This is a genomic window from Nonomuraea sp. NPDC005692 (assembly GCF_040631115.1).
Classification (GTDB): Bacteria; Actinomycetota; Actinomycetes; order Streptosporangiales; family Streptosporangiaceae; genus Nonomuraea.
The window spans coordinates 168,002-185,227 of sequence record NZ_JBEXYU010000007.1 but is presented as its reverse complement, the minus strand read 5'-3'; the positions used below and the strand labels follow the sequence as shown (position 1 = coordinate 185,227).

The following is a 17,226-nucleotide window of genomic DNA, read 5'->3' as shown; positions in this document are numbered from 1 at the left end:
GTTTCGGCGGCGTGGGTCGTGTCTTGGGCGGCGTGGATGGTGTCTGGGGCGGCGTGGGTCGTGACGGCGGGGGTGGGCGCTGCCGCGAGGTCGCGGGCGCGGCACAAGCGGGACAGCGCTCCGCGTCCGACGGGACCGGTTCGCCGCAGGAATGGCACGGGCGGGTCAGCGCCGCTCGGCAGCGTTCGCAGTATGCCGAGTCGGCGAGGCTTTCGTACCCACAAGATCGGCAGTGCATTGTTCCCCCAGGTCAAGGATAACTCGCGCCTCTTGGGAGGGTCACGTCCACCTCGATGGGCGGGAGCGCGGGCGTCTCCTGCTGCCGATCAGAGTGGGGAGCCGTCGTCGGTGGCCCACGGGAACGCCGGCGGCGGGTTCGCCGGGATCGCCGTGGACCCGCCCCGCGCGGACGTCGAGGTCGGCAAGCCGGTCTACTTCAAGGTGACGTTCTTCGGCCTGCCCACCGCGCCGGTCACCTGGAAGGTCACCGCCGGGCCTGGCACCATCGACGCGGCCGGCAAGTACGTCGCCGACCGGCCCGGCGTCGCCGAGATCACCGCCACGACCTCCGGCCGTACGGTGTCGGCGCTGGTGTTCGCGCAGTGCCGGCTGGAGGCGTCCCCGCCGGCCCTCGGCATGCTGGGGCCGCCGCCCAACGCGGCGGCCACGGCCGGGACGGCCTCCGCGCGCGGCCATCCCGGAACCGGCCGCGCGCCTCCGGGAGCTCGTCAACGCAGGTCGAAAGCCCGGACGGTGGTCTGCTTGACGGAGTTGCCCGCCTCGGCCTTGAGGGTCACGGCGCCCGTGGTGGCGCCGGGTTCCGGATGGCGGGACCGTGAAGGAGTGCGTACGCCCGGCGCGCACGCTATTGGCGGCGTCCAGCGTGTCGCCCAGGTCGTAGCTGACGAATACGACCGGAGCCGGGCGGCAGGGCCGAGCCGTCCCGTACAGCGCTTCCGGCGAGCAGAACGAGCCGGGCAGGCGCTCGGTCCCGACCGGGACGGTCCCTCGACCGTGTCGCCGTTGGCCATCATCGACTCCGCTCACCTGCCCCTTGCTGCGACCGCGACCTCGCCTACGTCGTGGCGGCCCGGACACCGAGGACGACGAGCACCACCGCCGTCACCTTGCCAACCGCACGCTTGAAGCGGGCCTTGTGCAAAATGTGCGCCCCTTGGCGGACAAGGGCCGTCCAGGTCAGCAGCCACACCGCCATCAGCAGGGCATGGGCGGTGGCCAGGGTGAGGATCTGCCCGCTGAGGGGAGGGCCGGGCACGATGAACTGCGGGACCAGGGTCAGGTAGATGGAGGCCGCCTTGGGGTTGAGTACGTTCGCAAGCAGGGCCTGGGTGTAGACGGAGCCGGTACGTTCCGGCCGGTCCGTCAGCTTGGGAGGCGGGGGCAGGGTGGTGGCGCGCCAGGTCCACAGGCCGAGGCCGATGAGGTAGGCCGCCCCGAGGAGTTTGACGACGGTGAAGGCCTGGCTGGAGTGCATGACCAGGGCCGACAGTCCGGCGATGGCCAGGGTCGCGTGGGCGTACAGGCCGCTGACCGTACCGAGGATGATCGGGAGGGCCTGCCGGTGACCGCCGGCCGTGACGTGCTGGATGAGCAGGGTCAGGCTGGCGCCCGGAGTGGCGATGACGGGCAGGATCGCCAGGAGGAACCCAAGGACCGCGTACGTGTGGGTCATGCCTGGAGCACGACGCGGAAGTGAGTGGTGAGGCGGTGGTCGTCGTCCAGGATGTGGAAGGCGAGGCCGGGCGGTTGGTCGCGGTCGGCGGGCTGGTCGCCTTCCCACGGCAGGCGCAGGGTCCAGGTGACGGCCGGTGCGACGATCAAGGGACGACCGGCGAAGGCGGAGGCGGCCGCGGTGTGAGCGTGGCCGGTGAGCACGGCGACGACCTGCGGATGGGCGTCGAGCAGCGCGGCCAGGTCGCCGGGCGCCTCCAGCCGCCCGGAGTCGGGCAACGGGTGGTGGAGCACGACGGGCGGCTGATGGAAGGCGACCAGCGCGGGCGTGTCCGGGGCGAGCCCGTCGAGGGTGGCGTGCATCCAGGCGAGGGTTTCGGCGTCGAGCCGGCCCTCGTCGCGCCCGGGGATGGTCGAGTCGCACATCAGGATGGCGGTGCCGGCGACGTGGTGCACCCGGTTGACGGGGCCGGGCGCGGGTGACCGTCGCAGCAGCGCCTTGCGGTAGGCCGGGCGGACGTCGTGGTTGCCGGGGCAGGTGAGCACCGGGAAGGGGGCGGCCAGGATCTGGGCGGCCTGCTCGTACTCGGCCTCCTCGCCGTGATCGGCGATGTCACCGGTGACCAGCAGGGCGTCGACCGGTCGGGGCAGTGCCCTCAGATAGTCCATGACCCGGGTGGCGCGTCGGGTCGCCCTGTCGGTGCCGTCAAGGTGCAGGTCGCTGATCTGGGCCAAGAGCAACGTCATCGTGCGGTCCTCCCGAGCTGTCTAATGGTTAAATGAGATTTAGCGTTAGGGACCATAGAGGACGGAAGAGGACGTGAGCAACCGGGAGGTTCGAGTGGAGCGCTGGCCGGCGCTGGAACTGGCGAGCACGATCCGCCACGACGGCGACGGCGGTGTCGCCGACGACCTGGCAACGGCGCAGAGCACGACCCGCTGGATCCGGCAGCAGGCCGAGCTGCTGGCCGGCCGCGCCGACGTCGCGGAGCTCACGGTGGGGGAGGAGCTCAGGAGCGAGATCGTCGGGCTCCGCCGGGCCGTGCGGGCGCTGTTCGCGCACGCGGTCAGCCCAGCGCCCCCGAGCCCGGCCGACGCCCACCGGCTGATGCCGGTCGAGCAGGCGCTGGCGCACCTCAACGCGGTTGCCGCCCGTGAGGCGATCGTCCCGCAACTCGACTGGCCCACGAGCGGAACGCCCCGTACGGCGGTGTTGTCGACCGAGCGCGACGCAGGCGTCCAGCTGATCGCGGCCCTGGCGCGGGCCGCCATCGATTTCCTGAGCGGTCCGCAGCGTGAGCAGTTGCGGGCCTGCAACGCGCCGCGCTGCGTACGCTACTTCGTCAAGAGCCACGGGCGGCAGGAGTGGTGCAAGCCGTCATGCGGTAACCGCGCCCGGGCCGCACGCCACTACCAACGCCACAACGCCACGACCGCCCGAGAGCTGCCCGGATCCTGACCCCGCATGCTCGGCGCCCAGCTGGTCACCGGCCGCCTCATCAGTGCCAACAGCCGCTACCGGATCTGGGCGGGGGGCTCATGACCGTGGGTGCGCCGGCCCTGCTGCTCCTCGACGGCGACACCCCTGCCGCCCTCGCCTCAGCCCTCACCCTCCCCATCGGAGCGGGAATCGGGCTGGTGATGCAGAGCACCACCCTGATCGCCATGAACAGCGCCGGTCCCCGCGACATGGGCGCCGCCAACGGCACGCTCACCCGGGCGCGCACCGTCGGCGGATCGCTCGGCATCGCCCTGCCGGGCACCCTGTACGCCGCCCGGATGAGGGACGGTCTTGCCGCCCGCCTGGGCCCGGCCGAAGCCGACCGCCTCACCAAGGGAGGCGAACTCACCCCTGCTCAGCTCCCGGGCCAGTGGACACCTGTACCGACGCCGCCGGGGTGGCGCTGACCTGGTGGTCACTGCGCTGCCGACCGGGTTTCGGCGGTCAGCCGGGGTGGCGGTCGAGCAGGTCGGCGAAGGCCGCCGCCGCGTTGTCGGCGCGCGCCGGGTCGGCGGCGACCATGCGATCGAGCGCCAGGCCGTCGAGTGTGGCGAGGATGAGGTCGGCGAGCGGCTCCGCGTCGCCCGCCGCGATACCCAGGGCGACGAGGCCGCCCCGCAACGGCTCGCGCCACGGCCCGCGCAGTTGTTCGACGGCGGCACTCCAGCGTTCGGGTTCCTTGGCGGCGAGGACGGAGAGGTCGAGATAGAGCCGGGTGGTCTGCGTGCCGCTCGGGTGCGCGAGGCTGGACCACAGATGCCTGACGAGGTCGGCGACGCTGCGTACCGCCTCACCAGGAGGTTCGGCCGCCGCGGCCAGCCGCTGCTGCGCGAGCGCGAGGGCGGCGCCGACGAGCCGTTCCTTGCTGCCGAAGTGGTAGATCAGCATGCGGTCGCTGGTGTTCAGGGCGGTGGCCAGCGGACGCAGCGACAGCCCGATGAGACCGTGTTCGAGCACGTAGTCCAGCACCTGTTCGGCCAGCTCGGCACGACGATCCATGCCTCGACCGTAGCAGTCTCACCCACGTATGTAGCGCATGCTACATTCATGTGCATGTAGCGACTGCTACAGGCAAAGGGGTGGCGATGATTGTGAACAGACTGGCGCCCGTACTCGCACCGCTGGTGTGGGGAGTGGTCGCGGGGGTGAGTACGCCGCGCGGGCCGCTGACCCCGGCAGCGGCGCTGACCAGCATCGGGCTCAGCCTGGTCGTGGGCGGGGTCGCCGGATACCTCGCGAGGTCGCGATGGGCGATGATCGTGGCGCCGGCGGTGTTCGCCATGGTCTTCGAGATCGTCCGGATCGGTGCGGAAGGGCCGAGCGTCGACGCGCCGCAGGGTGGGCTGTTCGGCGTGCTCGCGTTCCTAGCCGGGCGGGGCGTGCACGGGCTGCTCGCGTTGCTTCCGATGCTCGTCGGCGCTGCCTGCGGAGCCGGCCTTGCCCGATCAGGGCGGGGAACCGGCCTTACCCGATCAAGATCGGGAGCAGGGCGCGTCCGGCGCCGGCTCGGCCGGACGCTGATCGGCGTGCTCGCGTTGATCGTCGCCGCGCCGGCGGTCGGCGTCACGCTGCCCGCGAGCACCGCTCCGATCACCGGTGAGCGTGCCGTCGCCGAGCTGACGGTCATCCCGAGCGGCTCCCACCGGCTCGGGCTGATGATCCGCGGCCGGGACACGGCCAAGCCGGTCCTGTTGTTCGTCCCCGGCGCGCCCGGCGCGGCCGAACGCGGAGCGGTGCGCAGGCACCTGTCCGCGTTGGAGGACCACGTCGTCGTCGCCACCCTCGACCGACGCGGCGGCGGCAGCTCGTACCCGACGCTCGAACCCACCGCCACGCTGACCCCGACGAGCGAGACCGGCGACATCCTCGCCGCCGCGAACTACCTCAGAACCCGGTTCGGGAAGGACCGGATCTACCTCCTGGCACACTCCGGGGGCACCCTGCCGGCGGTGCTCGCCGTGCAACGGCAGCCGGAGCTGTTCCACGCCTACGTCGGCGTCGGTCAGGCAGTGAACACCGGCGCCGCCGACCGCGTCCAGTACGCCGACACCCTCGCCTGGGCGCGCGGCCACCGTGACCGCGACCTCGCCGCCGCGCTGGAAGCCGTCGGGCCCCCGCCCTATGCCGGCATGTACGGCTACGAGCCGATGCTGCTCGCCGAGAGCAAGGTCTACGCGACCGGGAACGGACAGGGCGGCCTCGACGAGAGCCTGGCGGCGCCCGAATACTCCTTGCTGGACAAAGTGCACCTCATCACCGGCTTCCTCGACGCCTACGATCGCTACTACCCGCGGGCCCGCGACCTCGACCTGCGGACGCGCGTCCCGCGGCTCGCCGTCCCCGCCTACTTCATCGACGGCGCCGACGAGGTCCCGGCACGCAGCCGGCTGCTGGACGACTGGTACGCCGCGCTCGTGGCGCCCCACAAGGAACGCCTCGTCCTGCCCGGCGCCGGGCACCGGTCGCTGTTCGAGCAGCCGGAACGGTTCACCGACATCCTCGTCGGGCGCGTCCTGGCCACAGGCGTCAGAACCTGAGCACCGCGGCCACGTCCGAGACGGCTAGCTGGTGGGGTCGTCGCGCTGCTCCAAGTGGTCGTCGAGAACCACGCCGACGTCCGGCCCGCGGTCGCGGACCGGACGCCCCCGGCGGAGGCGGTTGCGTGGGTGTGGGGAGCGGCATGGAGGCCGCGGTGCGAACTCGGCCGCCCGCAGGACGGAAATCGTGATCACTGAGCACCCTTGTCCATGGTGACAACAGCGCGTCCTCGGATGCGAGCATGCGCGCGGTTGACCGGGCGCAGGTGCCCGCGACCGCGGCGGCCGTAGCCGGTGGCCTTCAGCCCGACGGATCGCGGGGGCGCGCCGTTCCTCGCCGGCAGGTCGGGTGGCTGCCTGCGGTGGTCGCGACGTGGCATCTTCCACAACGTTGCGCTGATCGGCGGCCGCGCGAAGACCAGGGCATCAGCATGCCCGATCCCTCGCGCCGGGCGCGCGGCCGAGCAGTCGCAGGATCTCGTCGGACAGAAGCTCGTCCGGGCCCTTGAGAGCGTCGGCGAGTTTCGTGTCGGTGCAGAAGATCATCTCTGCGGCGATGTTGTCCTGCACGATCCGGGCGACGTTGTCCAGGGCGACGGGGATCGGCTTGGAGGGGATCTCGGCCGTGCACAGGTCGATCAGGTGGCTGTCGGCCTGTGCCGGGTCCATGAACTTCTTGATGATGACGGAGTTCTGGTTCAGGGAGGATGTGGTCCAGATCGTGAAGACGACGACGTACAGGCCTTTCCAGGCGTTATCGCCGAGTTGTCCGCGCCAGCGGGTCATGACGTCCGCGACGCCTTCGATCTGCACTTTGGACGCCCAGTACATGTTGGTGCGGATGTTCGGGTACACGCTGCCCGAGTAGTCCTCGAAGGACTCCATGTCGAAGGAGCGGCTTCGTGTGGTGTCCGCGATGAATTCGCGTGATCTGTCGAGAATGGTTGCGCACGACTGCTGAAGGCCAGACGGAAGTTTCGCCTCGTCGAGTTGCCGCCGGGCCGTGGATATCGTGGCGGAGACGTCCTTGAGCGGCTGGATCCAGCCGTCCTCCGGCCCCTTGAACGCGACCATGTCCAGGTCGTGCGGATCGATCCTGGAGCTTTGGAACGCCGGGACCCGTTTGGGCAGGTATGGGGCGATGACTGTGAAGATGCCCAGCGGGAGGTGGGCGATCGACTTCGCCAGCTCGAAGATCTCGTCGACCGGGTGCAGCGACTCCAGTGCCTGCCCGTTCGAGACAAGGCTGTACAGACCACCCCGATGGTCGTTCTGGACGACGATGACCGGGCTCAGGTGGTTGATGAGATCGGCTTTCAGGGTGGCGTAGTTCCGCCGCGTGTCGGCGTTGACCGCACGGATCGCGTCGCGTGCCGGCCGTTGTCCGGCCGCATCCGACGGGGATGTGCCGGTACGCGCGGCGGGGAGGACGTTGCCGCCGAGCAGCGTTGTGGCACCGGCTGCGGTGGCGGTGCCGAGGAATGTTCTGCGTGTGACCACTGTCTGACCTGCCTCTCGAAAGCCGCCGTACCTCACGCGGCAGGACCGGCCAGGGCGACCCTCGTACGTGCGACCCCGCTCGGCCAAGCCGCCACGCGCCGCAGCGACGGCGAGACCGTCCGCCGACGCGAGGCCCTCCGTCACGTCGTCACTCCCACTCCGGCCCGAGCTGTCCTGGACCGGAGAATTGACTTAATGTTTGTATATGGTAACGCTAAGTAGTGGGTCTGTGGGTTTTCCGGCCCGGGACCAGCGAGGTCCGACAACCGTGGCCATTGCGTCGTAGGCAGGAGAGGGAATGTCAATCCTCAAGGGCGTGTCCACCTCACGCGGGCCTCGGTTCGCCGGGATGGCGATCGGCGGCCTTGCGTTGATCGTCGCCATGCTCGTCCCGGCCGCGACCGGCGCACGTGCCGCGATCGGGTTCACCAAGTGCACTGGTTCCCAGACGGTGACCTACACCCCCGGCCTCACCGACCAGCCCCGGGAGGTGACGGTCAGCGGGACGGCTCCCTTGATCGAGTGCGCCTCCAGCAGTGATCCCACCATTTTCCAGGCCACGTCGACCTTCTCCGCCACAGGGTCGTTCTCCTGCACCTCTGGCACGAGGGCGGGGAGCCGGAGGATCACCTGGAACAACGGCAACACCAGCACGCTGTCCTCCACCTCCAGCGTCTCGCTCGACGGCGCCGAAAGCCTCGTTCTGATCAAGGGCGTGGTGGTCGACGGCGAGTTCAAGGGAGCGCGCTGGACCGGCACGTTCATCATGTTCAGCACGAAGCCCCATGCCTGTCTCACCGCGCAAGGGCTTGCGGGGGTCTCCGGCTCGCTCGCCCTGAGCATCGGCTCACTGTGAACCGGGCCGACTTCGGCGGACACCTTGGTGTGTCCCGGGTCGAGTGTCGTGGAGTGGGTCGTGTCCGTCGCGGGAGGCGCCCCACAGGTCCCCGAGGCGGACCACCCGGTCCACGACCTCGCTCACCGGGACGCCGAGCAACGGCCTGGTGGCGCCGGGACGCAGCCGCAACCGCAGGCAGAACGGGAGGTCCTTGCCGACGTGGTACGAGGCACGGGTGCGCGGGCCGATCACGAGCAGGTCGCTGTGCCCGGCGCGGGTCGTACGGAAGATCAAGGACGTGCCGGGGACGGGGAGGTGCACCAGCGGCGGCCGCTCACCCGCCGCCCGCATGATTGTTGTCACAGGTGCCACGGGCACGGTCGGCGGTGAGGTGGTCCGGCTGCTGGCGGGCCGGGGTGAGCGGGTCCGGGCGATGACGCGGGAACCGTGGAAGGTCACGGTGTCGCCGGAGGTGGAGGTCGTACGGGGGGATTTCGACGATCCCGGGTCGTTGGCCGGAGCGGCGCGCGGCGCCGACGCCGTGTTCCTGCTCAGTGCCCCCGGTCCGTGGCTCGCCCGGCATGACGAGGCGATGGTCCTGGCGGCGCGGGCCGCGGGGGTGCGGAAGGTGGTGAAGCTCTCGGCGATCGGCACGGGAGAGGAACACGGCGGCGCCAAGGTCGGGGACTGGCATCGGGCCGGGGAGCAGGCGTTGCGCGCGGGTGAGCTGGACTGGACGGTGTTGCGGCCGTCCAGCTTCGCCTCCAACGCCTTGAGGTGGGTTCCGCAGGTCCGGCTGGGGCGGCCGGTGCCGAACACGACGGGCCAGGGCAGGCAGGGGGTCGTCGATCCCCGGGACGTCGCGGAGGTGGTGGTGCGGGCGCTGACGTCCGACGAGCACGTGCGATCCATCCTTACGCTGACCGGGCCCGAGCTGCTCAGCGTCCCGGACATGGCCGGGATGCTGGGGGAGACGCTCGGGCGGCCCGTCGAGACGGTGGACATGCCGCTGGAGGGCCACCGCGCGCAGCTGATCGCCGCCGGGATGGATGCCGAGTTCGCCGACGTCGCGGTCGACGGCTCCAGGCTGGTGGCGCGGGACGGCAACGCCCGACTCACCCCTGACGTCGAGCGGGTGCTGGGACGTCCTCCTCGCACGTTCCGTACCTGGGCGGCCGATCATCTCCGGTGACGCCGGCCGCCGGGTCAGGGCGAGTGTGCCGTCACTTGTTCCAGGCCACCAGGAACTCCGCCAGCGAGATGCGCCCGTCCACGTCCCCGTCGTGCTCGTCCGAGGAGTGAAAGATCGAGTCGAGTTCGGCCGCGGTGACCTCCTCGCCGCGGGCGTTCATGGCGAGCGCGAACTCCTCGCGGGTGATGTATCCGTCCCGGTCACGGTCGAACTCCTTGAACGTGGCGGCCGGGTCGTCAAGGTCTGGCATCGATGACCTCTCCTTCGAAGTGCTGACAAAGCAACATCGAAGCACAAGCTCGAACCCGGGCGAGGGACGACGGGCCGAAAACCCGTGCCGGTGCGCGGGCGGCGCCGTCGTCAGGCGAAGATGTCGTTCCCGGCCCTGCTCACCTCCGCGAGGGGTGAGGTGGCCGGAGGCCCGTAAGTCAGGTCGCCTCGGTGGTCCCTTCGGAAATGGGGGAGCCGAGCCGCGGGTCCGGGCTCAAACCGAAGGGGATGGGATGCCATAGGCGCGGCCCACAGCATGGAACCAGTCCTCGTCGAGGAAGCGGCCCGTCATCCGTCCCACGACGGTGAGAAAGGCGTGCGCCAGCTTCTCCTCGCCCGCGTTCAGGTCTTCGCCTCGGGGGAGACCGTGGGCATAGGGCTCGAATTCCGGTCCGGGCATGAACTCGCCGGAGGGGAAAGCGGGGATCTCGGCGACCACGTTTCCGTCCCGGTAATAGGCGAGGTCGGAGAGGCCGTCGATGTCCCGGTCCCAGTCGACCATGAACATCGCACGGTTTCCCGAACTGAGCCACCATCCACCTGTTGCCGGACCGCTGACGCCGATCACCACGGACCAGCCGGGACTGTGGGGCCCGATCCAGAGGCTGTCTTTCTCGTCGATCGGGACGGACGGGTTCGTCATCGTGGCCGCTTCTTGAATCAACCGCACATCGCGCCGGGATCGCGGGTCGAGGCGCATCAGCTCGGCGAGCTCGTCGAGGTCGTCCCGTTCTGTCCAGAGCCCGAAAAAGGTGGTGTCGAACCCGTGCGCCGCCAGCAGTTCATATTGGTCGTGCTCCGGCAGCGCGGTTCGAATGTCGGTCATCTCGTCTTCTCCATGTGGTCGGGCGCTCCGGACACGGCGTCCACAGATCAGGGCGATTCTGGAATCAGGTGACGATCCAGCCCCAGAATTTGTCGTCGGGCAGAACTCGGTTGCGGTCGTAGAAGCTCTACAGGACCTTCCCGTGGCTACCGCGAGCGGTGCTGTTGCGACTGTTCCCGATCGCACGGAGAGAGTAATGGTGCTCCATGCCCCTGTCCGCCGCATGGCCAGCTCCGTCCTTGGTCGAGGCGAAGGGTACTCGTCTTCTTCGGCCTTGCCGGCCTTGATGCTCACCCGCCGATCTCCACGTCTTCGGTGGCCAGCCGGGAGGCGAGCCCGTCGGCGATGATCCTCCACGGCCATGGGCGTGTGCGGTGCCAGAATGCGGATACTGCTGTTGAGCTTGGCGTTCGTAGATCGATCAGGCTGCTCTGCGGTACTTGTTGATCAGTTTTGTGACGATCCTTCGTCAGCGGATCCGGGAAGTCATGTCGATCACCTGGCTGGGGCGTGCATAGGGCGGGCGGAGGTAACGGCCCTGACGCGGGCGATGGTGGCCGAACAGCTGTTCGTACTCAGTCAGGACCTCGCTCAGGTGCCGCTCGCCATGGATGAGCAGGTGGTCGAGGCATTCGCGGCGTAGCGTTCCCACGAACCGTTCGGCGAACGCGTGGGCCCGTGGGACCGGACGGGCGTCTTGACGACCCGCACGCCGGCGGCGGTGAGCACCTCGTCGAACGAGCAGGGAACTGGCCGTCACGGCCCCGGATGAGAGATCTGAAGGCGCTGGCGCGTTCTCTGAGGTTCATGAGAAGGTTTCGGGCTCTCTGGATGGTCCAGGCACCGGTCTGGTTGAAGGTGATGCCCAGTATGTGCACTCAGCGTGTTCGACCTCCATGACGAATAAGACGTACAGGCGTTGAGGGACACGGCGTTGGTGTGCATGAAGTCGCAGGCCAAGATGCCGGAGGCTGGCGAGGTGGGGGGCTGTCGCCAGGTCGGGTGAGGCCTGACGTGACGCTGATCACTGGCCGACTGCGGCGAGGATCCGACGCAGCACCAAATCTCCGTCCTTAGAGGTGTCGCCGCGCGCGAGAAGCGCCAACCAGCCGAACAACTGGACGATTAGCAGATACAGCAGGCGTAGGAACACGAGTGCTGAGGAGAAGGGCAGGTCAGATGCCATGGACGAGTGTTGGCACCGCGCAGGGCGCGCGGTTGGGGCAGTGGTCGGGTCAATATCGCCGGGTGCTGTCCTTCCGCCCCGGGCAGTGGCCGCATCTGCTGTACCGGCTGCACGCCTACCGCGGACGGCGGGGCGAGCCCGAGACGTTCGGCTGGCAGGACTACCGCGACCTGATCGTCGCGGCAATCAGCAGCTCGGCGCGCCGCTCGTGTGGTTCTGGGACATCTGTACGTGCATCTGGCCGCCGAGCCGGACGACTTCGCCGCCGCCAACACCGACTGGCTGCGCAGCTACCGGATGCCCGCCTACGCCCCGCCGCCTCGTCAAACGCAAACTGTAGAAGATTCGGCACCGTCCGCATCCGCTCACCGGAACCTGACCGGGACCGGCTTGACTGTCGAATCGAGATGATCCCCGTTACATGCCTCTACAGGTTCACCCGGTGTAGGTGAGGTGGCGAGTCGATTTGTAACGGGTTGAGTGGGTTTACTCCTATGACAGACCGACACGCACCCTGAAAAGCAATCCGTAAGAAGACGCATCTTGGAGGCTCGATGTCAAGCTGTACGCATAATGGAGGCTCAAGAGCGTCTGGAGCATGTTGTGGGGAACGCGTTCGGTTATGTGCAGCTGCATACGCCCGATATGCAGGGTGCGCAGAGGTTCTACGGTGAGCTGTTCGATTGGGAACTGGAACCGACCGGTCCTGCGGATAAGCCTTACGTGGAAATCCGTGTAGGTGAAGGAGTCGCGGGCGGAATGATGCCGGTGACAGATCAGGATCCCGTTCCCCGATGGGTTCCATATGTGCAAGTCCATGATGTGGCCGACATGTCCATGCGTGCGGCAGCGCTCGGAGCGACTGTCGTCGTTCCTCCCACCGGCCTGCCCGATGGCAGCTTCTACAGCCTGCTCTTCGACCCGGAAGGTGCACCCTTCGCGTTGCATGGGCCGTCCTCGGGCTGATCCTTGCCGCTCTCCTGGAAGGTGGAAGCACGGTGCATGTATCGAATGGCGCGCGGTTGCCGGTTGCCGCCGGGGTTGTTTCAGCGGTTGTCGGACTGTCCATGGTGGCGTGTTCAGAAACAACATCTGACAATGGTGTCAATGAGACGCGCGTTCCGAAGTCCGAGAATAACGGGAATAGCCAGGCCGCCAACATCATGATCACTCGTGGCCGCTATCTTGCCACGATCGGTGCATGCGAAGCCTGCCACACTCCACCTGAAGTGCCGCAGAATCCACCTGACCCCTCGGACAAGAAGCAGATCGCTCGTGAGAGAAATTTCCGCACCGATCCCGACTGGGTGAAGTACCTAGACCACGACCGGCCCAACGCGGGCGGTGTTCCCTTCGTCATCCGTTTGTCGAAAGATTCGAATGCTGTGGTTTATAGCCGGAACATCACTCCGGACAATGAGACCGGGATCGGCAGCTGGAGCGAGGACGACATCGTTAAGGCATTGCGAACGGGAGTGACGAAAAATGGGCGCGTGCTGTTCATGTTCCCGCCCCACTCGTTCTATCCGAATCTGGCCGATGATGATGCATATGCACTCGCCCGCTATTTGAAGAGTTTGAAACCAGTGCGGCACGAGATCCCTGATCGCGTGTTGCCGTTCGACCCGCAACCAGCGAAAAGCGACCCGCCCGAGAAAGCTCCAAGCAGCCGAGACCCTAAACGGGCGGACTACCTTCTCTCAGCCTTGGTCGGATGCACGGAGTGTCACTCTCATCATGAGGGTGGGAATTTGAAGAAATTCGTCGGCGGCGACCCGAAGGACGCGACCACCGGGGTCTTCCGATTTGGCCCGGATCTTCCGTTGCGAGTGCACGAAAGAGGGCTGGCCACGTTTCCATACCCGGGATATGCGGTCTTCTATGCCGACAATCTTACAAAATTCGGTGTCGGCGGGCCGCAGAGTAAGACTTCTGTCAAGAAGATCATGCGCGCCTTCCGTGAAGGTGTATCGCCCGAACCTGACGAGTACGGTCGGCCGAGCCCTCTCAACCACATCATGCTCTGGCAATTCTACTCGCGAATGAGTGATGACGATTCGTATGCTATTGCGCGCCTGATAAAGAAGCTGCGGTATGAACCTCACGAGGTTCCGCGCAGCCCGATCTATTTCGGTGAAGACTGGCGTGCTGCATTCGAGCAGGTATTCGGCGAGCCGCCGTCCGGTAACGACGCAAAAATATTCGGCAAAAACCCGTGAAAGGAAATGGACGATGACTACGGGCGACGAATCCGCGAGACTCGCGCAACTCAACGAAGACTACGACGAACTCCTCGCGCAGATGGGAGACCAGATCGGGCCATATCCTGATGCGGGCATCGACGGTTTTCTTAGCCACTTCATCATCTCACTGGAGATCCTGCAAGGGCCGGCGGCCGGGCAATCGGTGATGTTCACGATGCCCCCCGCGGTTCAGACGGTCTCAAGGTCAGCTCCGTTTCGCTACCGAAGCGGTGGCGACCATTCAGTGCAGATTCCACTCCCCGCGAGTTGTACCTTGCCCAGCACGATTCGTGAGAGCGACTTCATCAACAGGCCGGATGGTTTCTTTCAAGAGGGGCGGGAAACGGTCTGGATGCAAATCCTGAACCTCGACGCGCGTGCAGAAGTTGATGCCCTGGGCCCAGTGCGGATCATACTCGGCGAAACTCTCAAGCGGGAGTATCCTGACGTATTCCAGCCGTCGCTGGGCGTCGCGCAGTCTCTGGGCCCCCGGCGCGGCGGGTTTCCGGCGAAGCTGTTCTTCAATCCTTACGCTCTGATCGAGACGCCTGCCGGCGCGTTTCGCGCCATCCACGGCACGCTTGCCTATGGTCGTATCACCAGCTTCCCACCCATCGGCACTCCGGTGAGCATCTGCGACTGCATCCCTCTCGAAAGCGTCGAGGAAGTGCGCAGAACGGGTTCGCTGCATTCTGTAGACGAATCCATCGAGCCTTTTGCTCGACTGGTTGCACTCTCCCATCCGATCGACGTAGCCATGCAGATTCCCGGTGAAGAAGCATTTCTTCACGTTGAGCGGCGGATCGAGCTGGCGGGTCCGTCCCCACGGCAAGGGTGATGGATGCAAACGGACCGGCCATCGAGTTGTTCCAGCTCACCCGGATGTATGGCAAGGTCCCTGCACTGATCCGCGCCTCCGTGCGGATCGAACGGGGCGAAGCTGTTGTGGTGAGCGGACCAAACGGGGCGGGCAAGAGCACCTTGCTGAATGTCATCACGACGCTGGCCTCGCCTACCTTCGGCTCAGGACAGGTGGTCGGTTTCGACCTTGTGCGCGACCGGATGGCGGTTCGTGAGCGGGTAGAGCTGCTCGGACACCAGACCCGTCTATACGATGATCTGAGCGCGCTGGAAAACCTTCACTTCGTCTGCCGGCTTCATGGCGTGGAGCCCGCGCGTGCGATGTGGGCTGTTGAGCAGGTCGGCCTGATGGACGTGGTCACTGAACCGGTTCGCGCATTCTCAAAGGGAATGCGGCAACGTGTCGCGCTCGCTCGTGCGCTCATGAGGGAGCCGGAGGTGCTGTTGCTCGACGAGCCTTACGTCGGTCTTGACGATGACGCGAAGGGCTTGGTCGACGCGATGGTCCGCACCACGTTGCATGCGGGCCGCACGGTTGTGGCGGCCACGCACGACGACGGCCGCTGCCGATGGACCAGCCGGACGGTGCACATGGAGAAAGGACGCATCGCAGCCGGGCCTGGCAACGGCCGGGCCGACGAGGTGAAGCATGACGGCGTATCTGCGTAAGGTGGCGGCGTTGGCCGCCAAGGACCTACGAACGGACCTGCGGGCCCGCCACACTATGGCGATCGTCATGCCGTTCGCCGTCATGCTGCTTGTGACATCCGGCCTCGTATTCGGGCCAGGGCGAACGATGCTCATTCAGGTTCTGCCTGGAATCATCTGGCTCGGCGCGCTGTTCGCAGCTGTGCTCGCATCCGAGCGGTCCTTTGAGAACGAGTGCGCTGACGGTGCGCTGCTGGGGTTGATACTCGCTCCGGTACCGAGGGGGGCAATTTTCACCGGTAAGGCGATCGCTCTCACGGCGCAGCTCATCGTGCTCGAAGCAGGGATGATGCTGCTTGGGGTGATGCTATTTGACCTTCCGGCGATGGCTCGCCCCCTAGAATTGACCGTTGTCATGTTCACGGGTGCGGCTGGACTCGCTGCACTGGGCGTGTTGTTCGGCGCTTTCGCAAGCGCAACGCGGACTCGTTCGGGCGTTTTCCCGCTGCTGGCACTTGTGTTGGCCGCCCCCATGCTGCTCGGTGCGACACGCGGAACCGCCGCAGCCCTCGGTGGCGAGGATCCTGGCGACTGGTTGAGCCTTCTGGTTGCCTTCGACCTCATTGCCTGGTCTCTTGGAGCACTGCTCTTCGAGTCTGTTCTGGAGGACTGAGGAGTGCAGATCCTGTGGCGAACGGCGATTTGGATGTCGGGTGCGGCGGGGCGCCGCGCACTGGCCGTCGTCGCCAATGCCGGTGTGATCGCCGCCATGCTGGTCGCGTTGTTCCTTGTGCCCGCCGACGGGGAGCAGGGCATAGTGCAGCGACTCATGTATCTGCACGTACCCACAGCGTGGGCTGGGTACATGAACTTCACTGTGGTGTTCGTAGCCAGCATCGCGTATCTGCGGACGCAGCGGGTTCATTGGGATCGACTCGCCGCTGCCGCGGCGGAGGCAGGCGTGGTGTTCACCGGTCTCACGATCACGCTCGGGGCGCTCTGGGGACGGCCAGTGTGGGGCACTTGGTGGAGTTGGGATCCGAGGCTTACGACGACTTTGATTCTTTTCCTCGTATATTCGGCCTATTTGACAGTCAGGCGACTTCCGGATAATCCCGCTCGCTCCTACAGGTGGGCAGCCGTGGTGGGGATCGTAGGGTTTGCCGATGTTCCCCTGGTGCATCTGTCCGTCTTGTGGTGGCGCTCCCTACACCAGGAACCGTCGCTACTACGCCCGGAAGCGCCGGCATTGGCGCCATCGATGTTGGCAACCCTGGTAGCCGCCACCATGGCCTTCACCGTGATGTCGGTGTGGCTGATCATCATGCGCCTGCGTCTTCGCAGAATGGAAGACCGCACTTTCATCGATGCTTCTGGGCGACTCATCGAGCGGGTCAGGCCGGTGGTCATCCCTGCCATGCCAGAACGGAAAGACTGATGGGCTACCTTGTAGCGGGTTACCTCATAACCACGGGTGTCATGGCCGCGTATGCGATCTCGATTATTCGCCGAACATCTGAGCGCTCCGGCGAGACCAGAGCCAGGCGACGATGAAAGTCCGTCTGGTGCTGCCGCTACTGCTCACCGCCGGCGCGTTGGGTTGGATACTGATTCGCGGCCTGGGTGGCAGCCTCACGTATTACCTGACTCCTGGCCAGATATCCGGTCGCACCGAGGTAGGTACCCAAATACGGATCGGCGGGCAGGTGCAGCCAGGTTCCGTGCGGCATCGGGACGAGCAGTTGCTGTTCGTGCTACAGGACGATGTCGGAACGGTTCCTGTGATCTTCAAAGGTAGCGTGCCAGCGATCTTTCGTTCGGGCCAGGGAGCGATCGTTGAGGGGGTCTATGGCCGCGACCATGTGATGTATGCCGACACCCTTGTCGTACAGCACGGCAACCGCTATGCCCCCGACAGTAAGGGGTGAGGTT

The 17,226-nt window shown here is 66.7% G+C and carries 22 protein-coding genes and 1 pseudogene; 14 read left to right on the top strand and 9 right to left on the bottom strand.

Annotated features, from left to right (window positions below; all coding sequences use genetic code 11):
* Positions 1-115: 115 nt before the first annotated feature.
* Positions 116-238: pseudogene (locus ABZ459_RS18030) on the bottom strand (zinc ribbon domain-containing protein); the annotation flags it as partial.
* A gap of 110 nt (positions 239-348) precedes the next feature.
* Here ABZ459_RS18030 and ABZ459_RS18025 point away from each other — a divergent pair.
* Entirely contained in the window at positions 349-1,146 is a 798-nt protein-coding gene (locus ABZ459_RS18025; RefSeq protein WP_357971373.1) for a hypothetical protein, read from the top strand.
* Here the strand turns inward: ABZ459_RS18025 and ABZ459_RS18020 are convergent.
* Complete coding sequence (locus tag ABZ459_RS18020) at positions 1,076-1,693, bottom strand: LysE family translocator (RefSeq protein ID WP_357971372.1); 618 nt, start codon at positions 1,691-1,693, stop codon at positions 1,076-1,078. The genes ABZ459_RS18025 and ABZ459_RS18020 overlap by 71 nt on opposite strands.
* Entirely contained in the window at positions 1,690-2,439 is a 750-nt protein-coding gene (locus ABZ459_RS18015) for a metallophosphoesterase (RefSeq protein WP_357971371.1), read from the bottom strand. The genes ABZ459_RS18020 and ABZ459_RS18015 overlap by 4 nt, the downstream gene beginning before the upstream one ends.
* A gap of 73 nt (positions 2,440-2,512) precedes the next feature.
* Here ABZ459_RS18015 and ABZ459_RS18010 point away from each other — a divergent pair, with 73 nt between their 5' ends.
* Positions 2,513-3,151, top strand: a complete 639-nt coding sequence (locus ABZ459_RS18010) for a CGNR zinc finger domain-containing protein (protein ID WP_357971370.1) — start codon at positions 2,513-2,515, stop codon at positions 3,149-3,151.
* 80 nt (positions 3,152-3,231) lie between these two features.
* Positions 3,232-3,600: a hypothetical protein gene (locus ABZ459_RS18005; RefSeq protein WP_357971369.1), complete on the top strand. Its 369-nt coding sequence runs from the start codon at positions 3,232-3,234 to the stop codon at positions 3,598-3,600.
* A 37-nt stretch (positions 3,601-3,637) separates the two neighbouring features.
* Here the strand turns inward: ABZ459_RS18005 and ABZ459_RS18000 are convergent, their stop codons facing one another.
* Positions 3,638-4,192, bottom strand: coding sequence for a TetR/AcrR family transcriptional regulator (locus tag ABZ459_RS18000; RefSeq protein WP_357971368.1), 555 nt, complete (start codon positions 4,190-4,192; stop codon positions 3,638-3,640).
* An 86-nt stretch (positions 4,193-4,278) separates the two neighbouring features.
* Here ABZ459_RS18000 and ABZ459_RS17995 point away from each other — a divergent pair, with 86 nt between their 5' ends.
* Positions 4,279-5,730 (top strand): alpha/beta hydrolase, encoded by a 1,452-nt coding sequence (locus ABZ459_RS17995; protein WP_357971367.1) that lies wholly within the window; start codon positions 4,279-4,281, stop codon positions 5,728-5,730.
* 426 nt (positions 5,731-6,156) lie between these two features.
* Here ABZ459_RS17995 and ABZ459_RS17990 read toward each other — a convergent pair whose 3' ends face one another.
* Positions 6,157-7,230: a twin-arginine translocation signal domain-containing protein gene (locus ABZ459_RS17990; RefSeq protein WP_357971366.1), complete on the bottom strand. Its 1,074-nt coding sequence runs from the start codon at positions 7,228-7,230 to the stop codon at positions 6,157-6,159.
* 298 nt (positions 7,231-7,528) lie between these two features.
* Between ABZ459_RS17990 and ABZ459_RS17985 the strand changes: the two genes are divergently transcribed.
* Positions 7,529-8,086: a hypothetical protein gene (locus ABZ459_RS17985; RefSeq protein WP_357971365.1), complete on the top strand. Its 558-nt coding sequence runs from the start codon at positions 7,529-7,531 to the stop codon at positions 8,084-8,086.
* On the opposite strand, the gene ABZ459_RS17980 is transcribed toward ABZ459_RS17985, so the two are convergent.
* Positions 8,078-8,431 (bottom strand): hypothetical protein, encoded by a 354-nt coding sequence (locus ABZ459_RS17980; protein ID WP_357971364.1) that lies wholly within the window; start codon positions 8,429-8,431, stop codon positions 8,078-8,080. The genes ABZ459_RS17985 and ABZ459_RS17980 overlap by 9 nt on opposite strands.
* Between ABZ459_RS17980 and ABZ459_RS17975 the strand changes: the two genes are divergently transcribed.
* A complete protein-coding gene (locus ABZ459_RS17975; RefSeq protein ID WP_357971363.1) occupies positions 8,418-9,260 on the top strand; it encodes an NAD(P)H-binding protein in 843 nt (280 codons plus the stop codon). The genes ABZ459_RS17980 and ABZ459_RS17975 overlap by 14 nt on opposite strands.
* A 31-nt stretch (positions 9,261-9,291) precedes the next feature.
* Here the strand turns inward: ABZ459_RS17975 and ABZ459_RS17970 are convergent, their stop codons facing one another.
* Positions 9,292-9,510 carry an EF-hand domain-containing protein gene (locus ABZ459_RS17970; protein WP_357971362.1) on the bottom strand — a complete coding sequence of 73 codons (219 nt, stop codon included), beginning with the start codon at positions 9,508-9,510 and terminating at the stop codon, positions 9,292-9,294.
* 234 nt (positions 9,511-9,744) lie between these two features.
* Positions 9,745-10,356 (bottom strand): hypothetical protein, encoded by a 612-nt coding sequence (locus ABZ459_RS17965; RefSeq protein WP_357971361.1) that lies wholly within the window; start codon positions 10,354-10,356, stop codon positions 9,745-9,747.
* Positions 10,357-10,738: 382 nt separating this feature from the next.
* Between ABZ459_RS17965 and ABZ459_RS17960 the strand changes: the two genes are divergently transcribed.
* Positions 10,739-10,999: a hypothetical protein gene (locus tag ABZ459_RS17960; protein ID WP_357971360.1), complete on the top strand. Its 261-nt coding sequence runs from the start codon at positions 10,739-10,741 to the stop codon at positions 10,997-10,999.
* 381 nt (positions 11,000-11,380) lie between these two features.
* Here the strand turns inward: ABZ459_RS17960 and ABZ459_RS17955 are convergent, their stop codons facing one another.
* Positions 11,381-11,542 carry a hypothetical protein gene (locus ABZ459_RS17955; RefSeq protein WP_357971359.1) on the bottom strand — a complete coding sequence of 54 codons (162 nt, stop codon included), beginning with the start codon at positions 11,540-11,542 and terminating at the stop codon, positions 11,381-11,383.
* Positions 11,543-12,115: 573 nt separating this feature from the next.
* On the opposite strand from ABZ459_RS17955, the gene ABZ459_RS17950 reads away from it, so the two are divergent.
* From ABZ459_RS17950 to ABZ459_RS17920, 7 genes are all read left to right on the top strand, one after another.
* On the top strand, positions 12,116-12,508 hold the full coding sequence (locus ABZ459_RS17950; RefSeq protein ID WP_357971358.1) for a VOC family protein: 393 nt from the start codon (positions 12,116-12,118) through the stop codon (positions 12,506-12,508).
* Positions 12,509-12,540: 32 nt separating this feature from the next.
* Complete coding sequence (locus ABZ459_RS17945) at positions 12,541-13,761, top strand: hypothetical protein (RefSeq protein ID WP_357971357.1); 1,221 nt, start codon at positions 12,541-12,543, stop codon at positions 13,759-13,761.
* 13 nt (positions 13,762-13,774) lie between these two features.
* Entirely contained in the window at positions 13,775-14,623 is an 849-nt protein-coding gene (locus ABZ459_RS17940; RefSeq protein ID WP_357971356.1) for a hypothetical protein, read from the top strand.
* Positions 14,623-15,315, top strand: a complete 693-nt coding sequence (gene ccmA, locus ABZ459_RS17935; RefSeq protein ID WP_357971355.1) for a heme ABC exporter ATP-binding protein CcmA — start codon at positions 14,623-14,625, stop codon at positions 15,313-15,315. Before ABZ459_RS17940 ends, ccmA begins: the two co-directional genes overlap by 1 nt.
* The gene (locus tag ABZ459_RS17930; protein ID WP_357971354.1) at positions 15,296-15,967 is read left to right on the top strand and encodes a heme exporter protein CcmB; all 672 of its coding nucleotides are present in this window, start codon (positions 15,296-15,298) and stop codon (positions 15,965-15,967) included. Before ccmA ends, ABZ459_RS17930 begins: the two co-directional genes overlap by 20 nt.
* Positions 15,968-15,970: 3 nt before the next feature.
* Positions 15,971-16,732 (top strand): cytochrome c biogenesis protein CcsA, encoded by a 762-nt coding sequence (gene ccsA, locus ABZ459_RS17925; RefSeq protein ID WP_357971353.1) that lies wholly within the window; start codon positions 15,971-15,973, stop codon positions 16,730-16,732.
* 112 nt (positions 16,733-16,844) lie between these two features.
* Positions 16,845-17,222 (top strand): cytochrome c maturation protein CcmE, encoded by a 378-nt coding sequence (locus tag ABZ459_RS17920; protein WP_357971352.1) that lies wholly within the window; start codon positions 16,845-16,847, stop codon positions 17,220-17,222.
* The last annotated feature ends 4 nt before the right edge of the window (positions 17,223-17,226 follow it).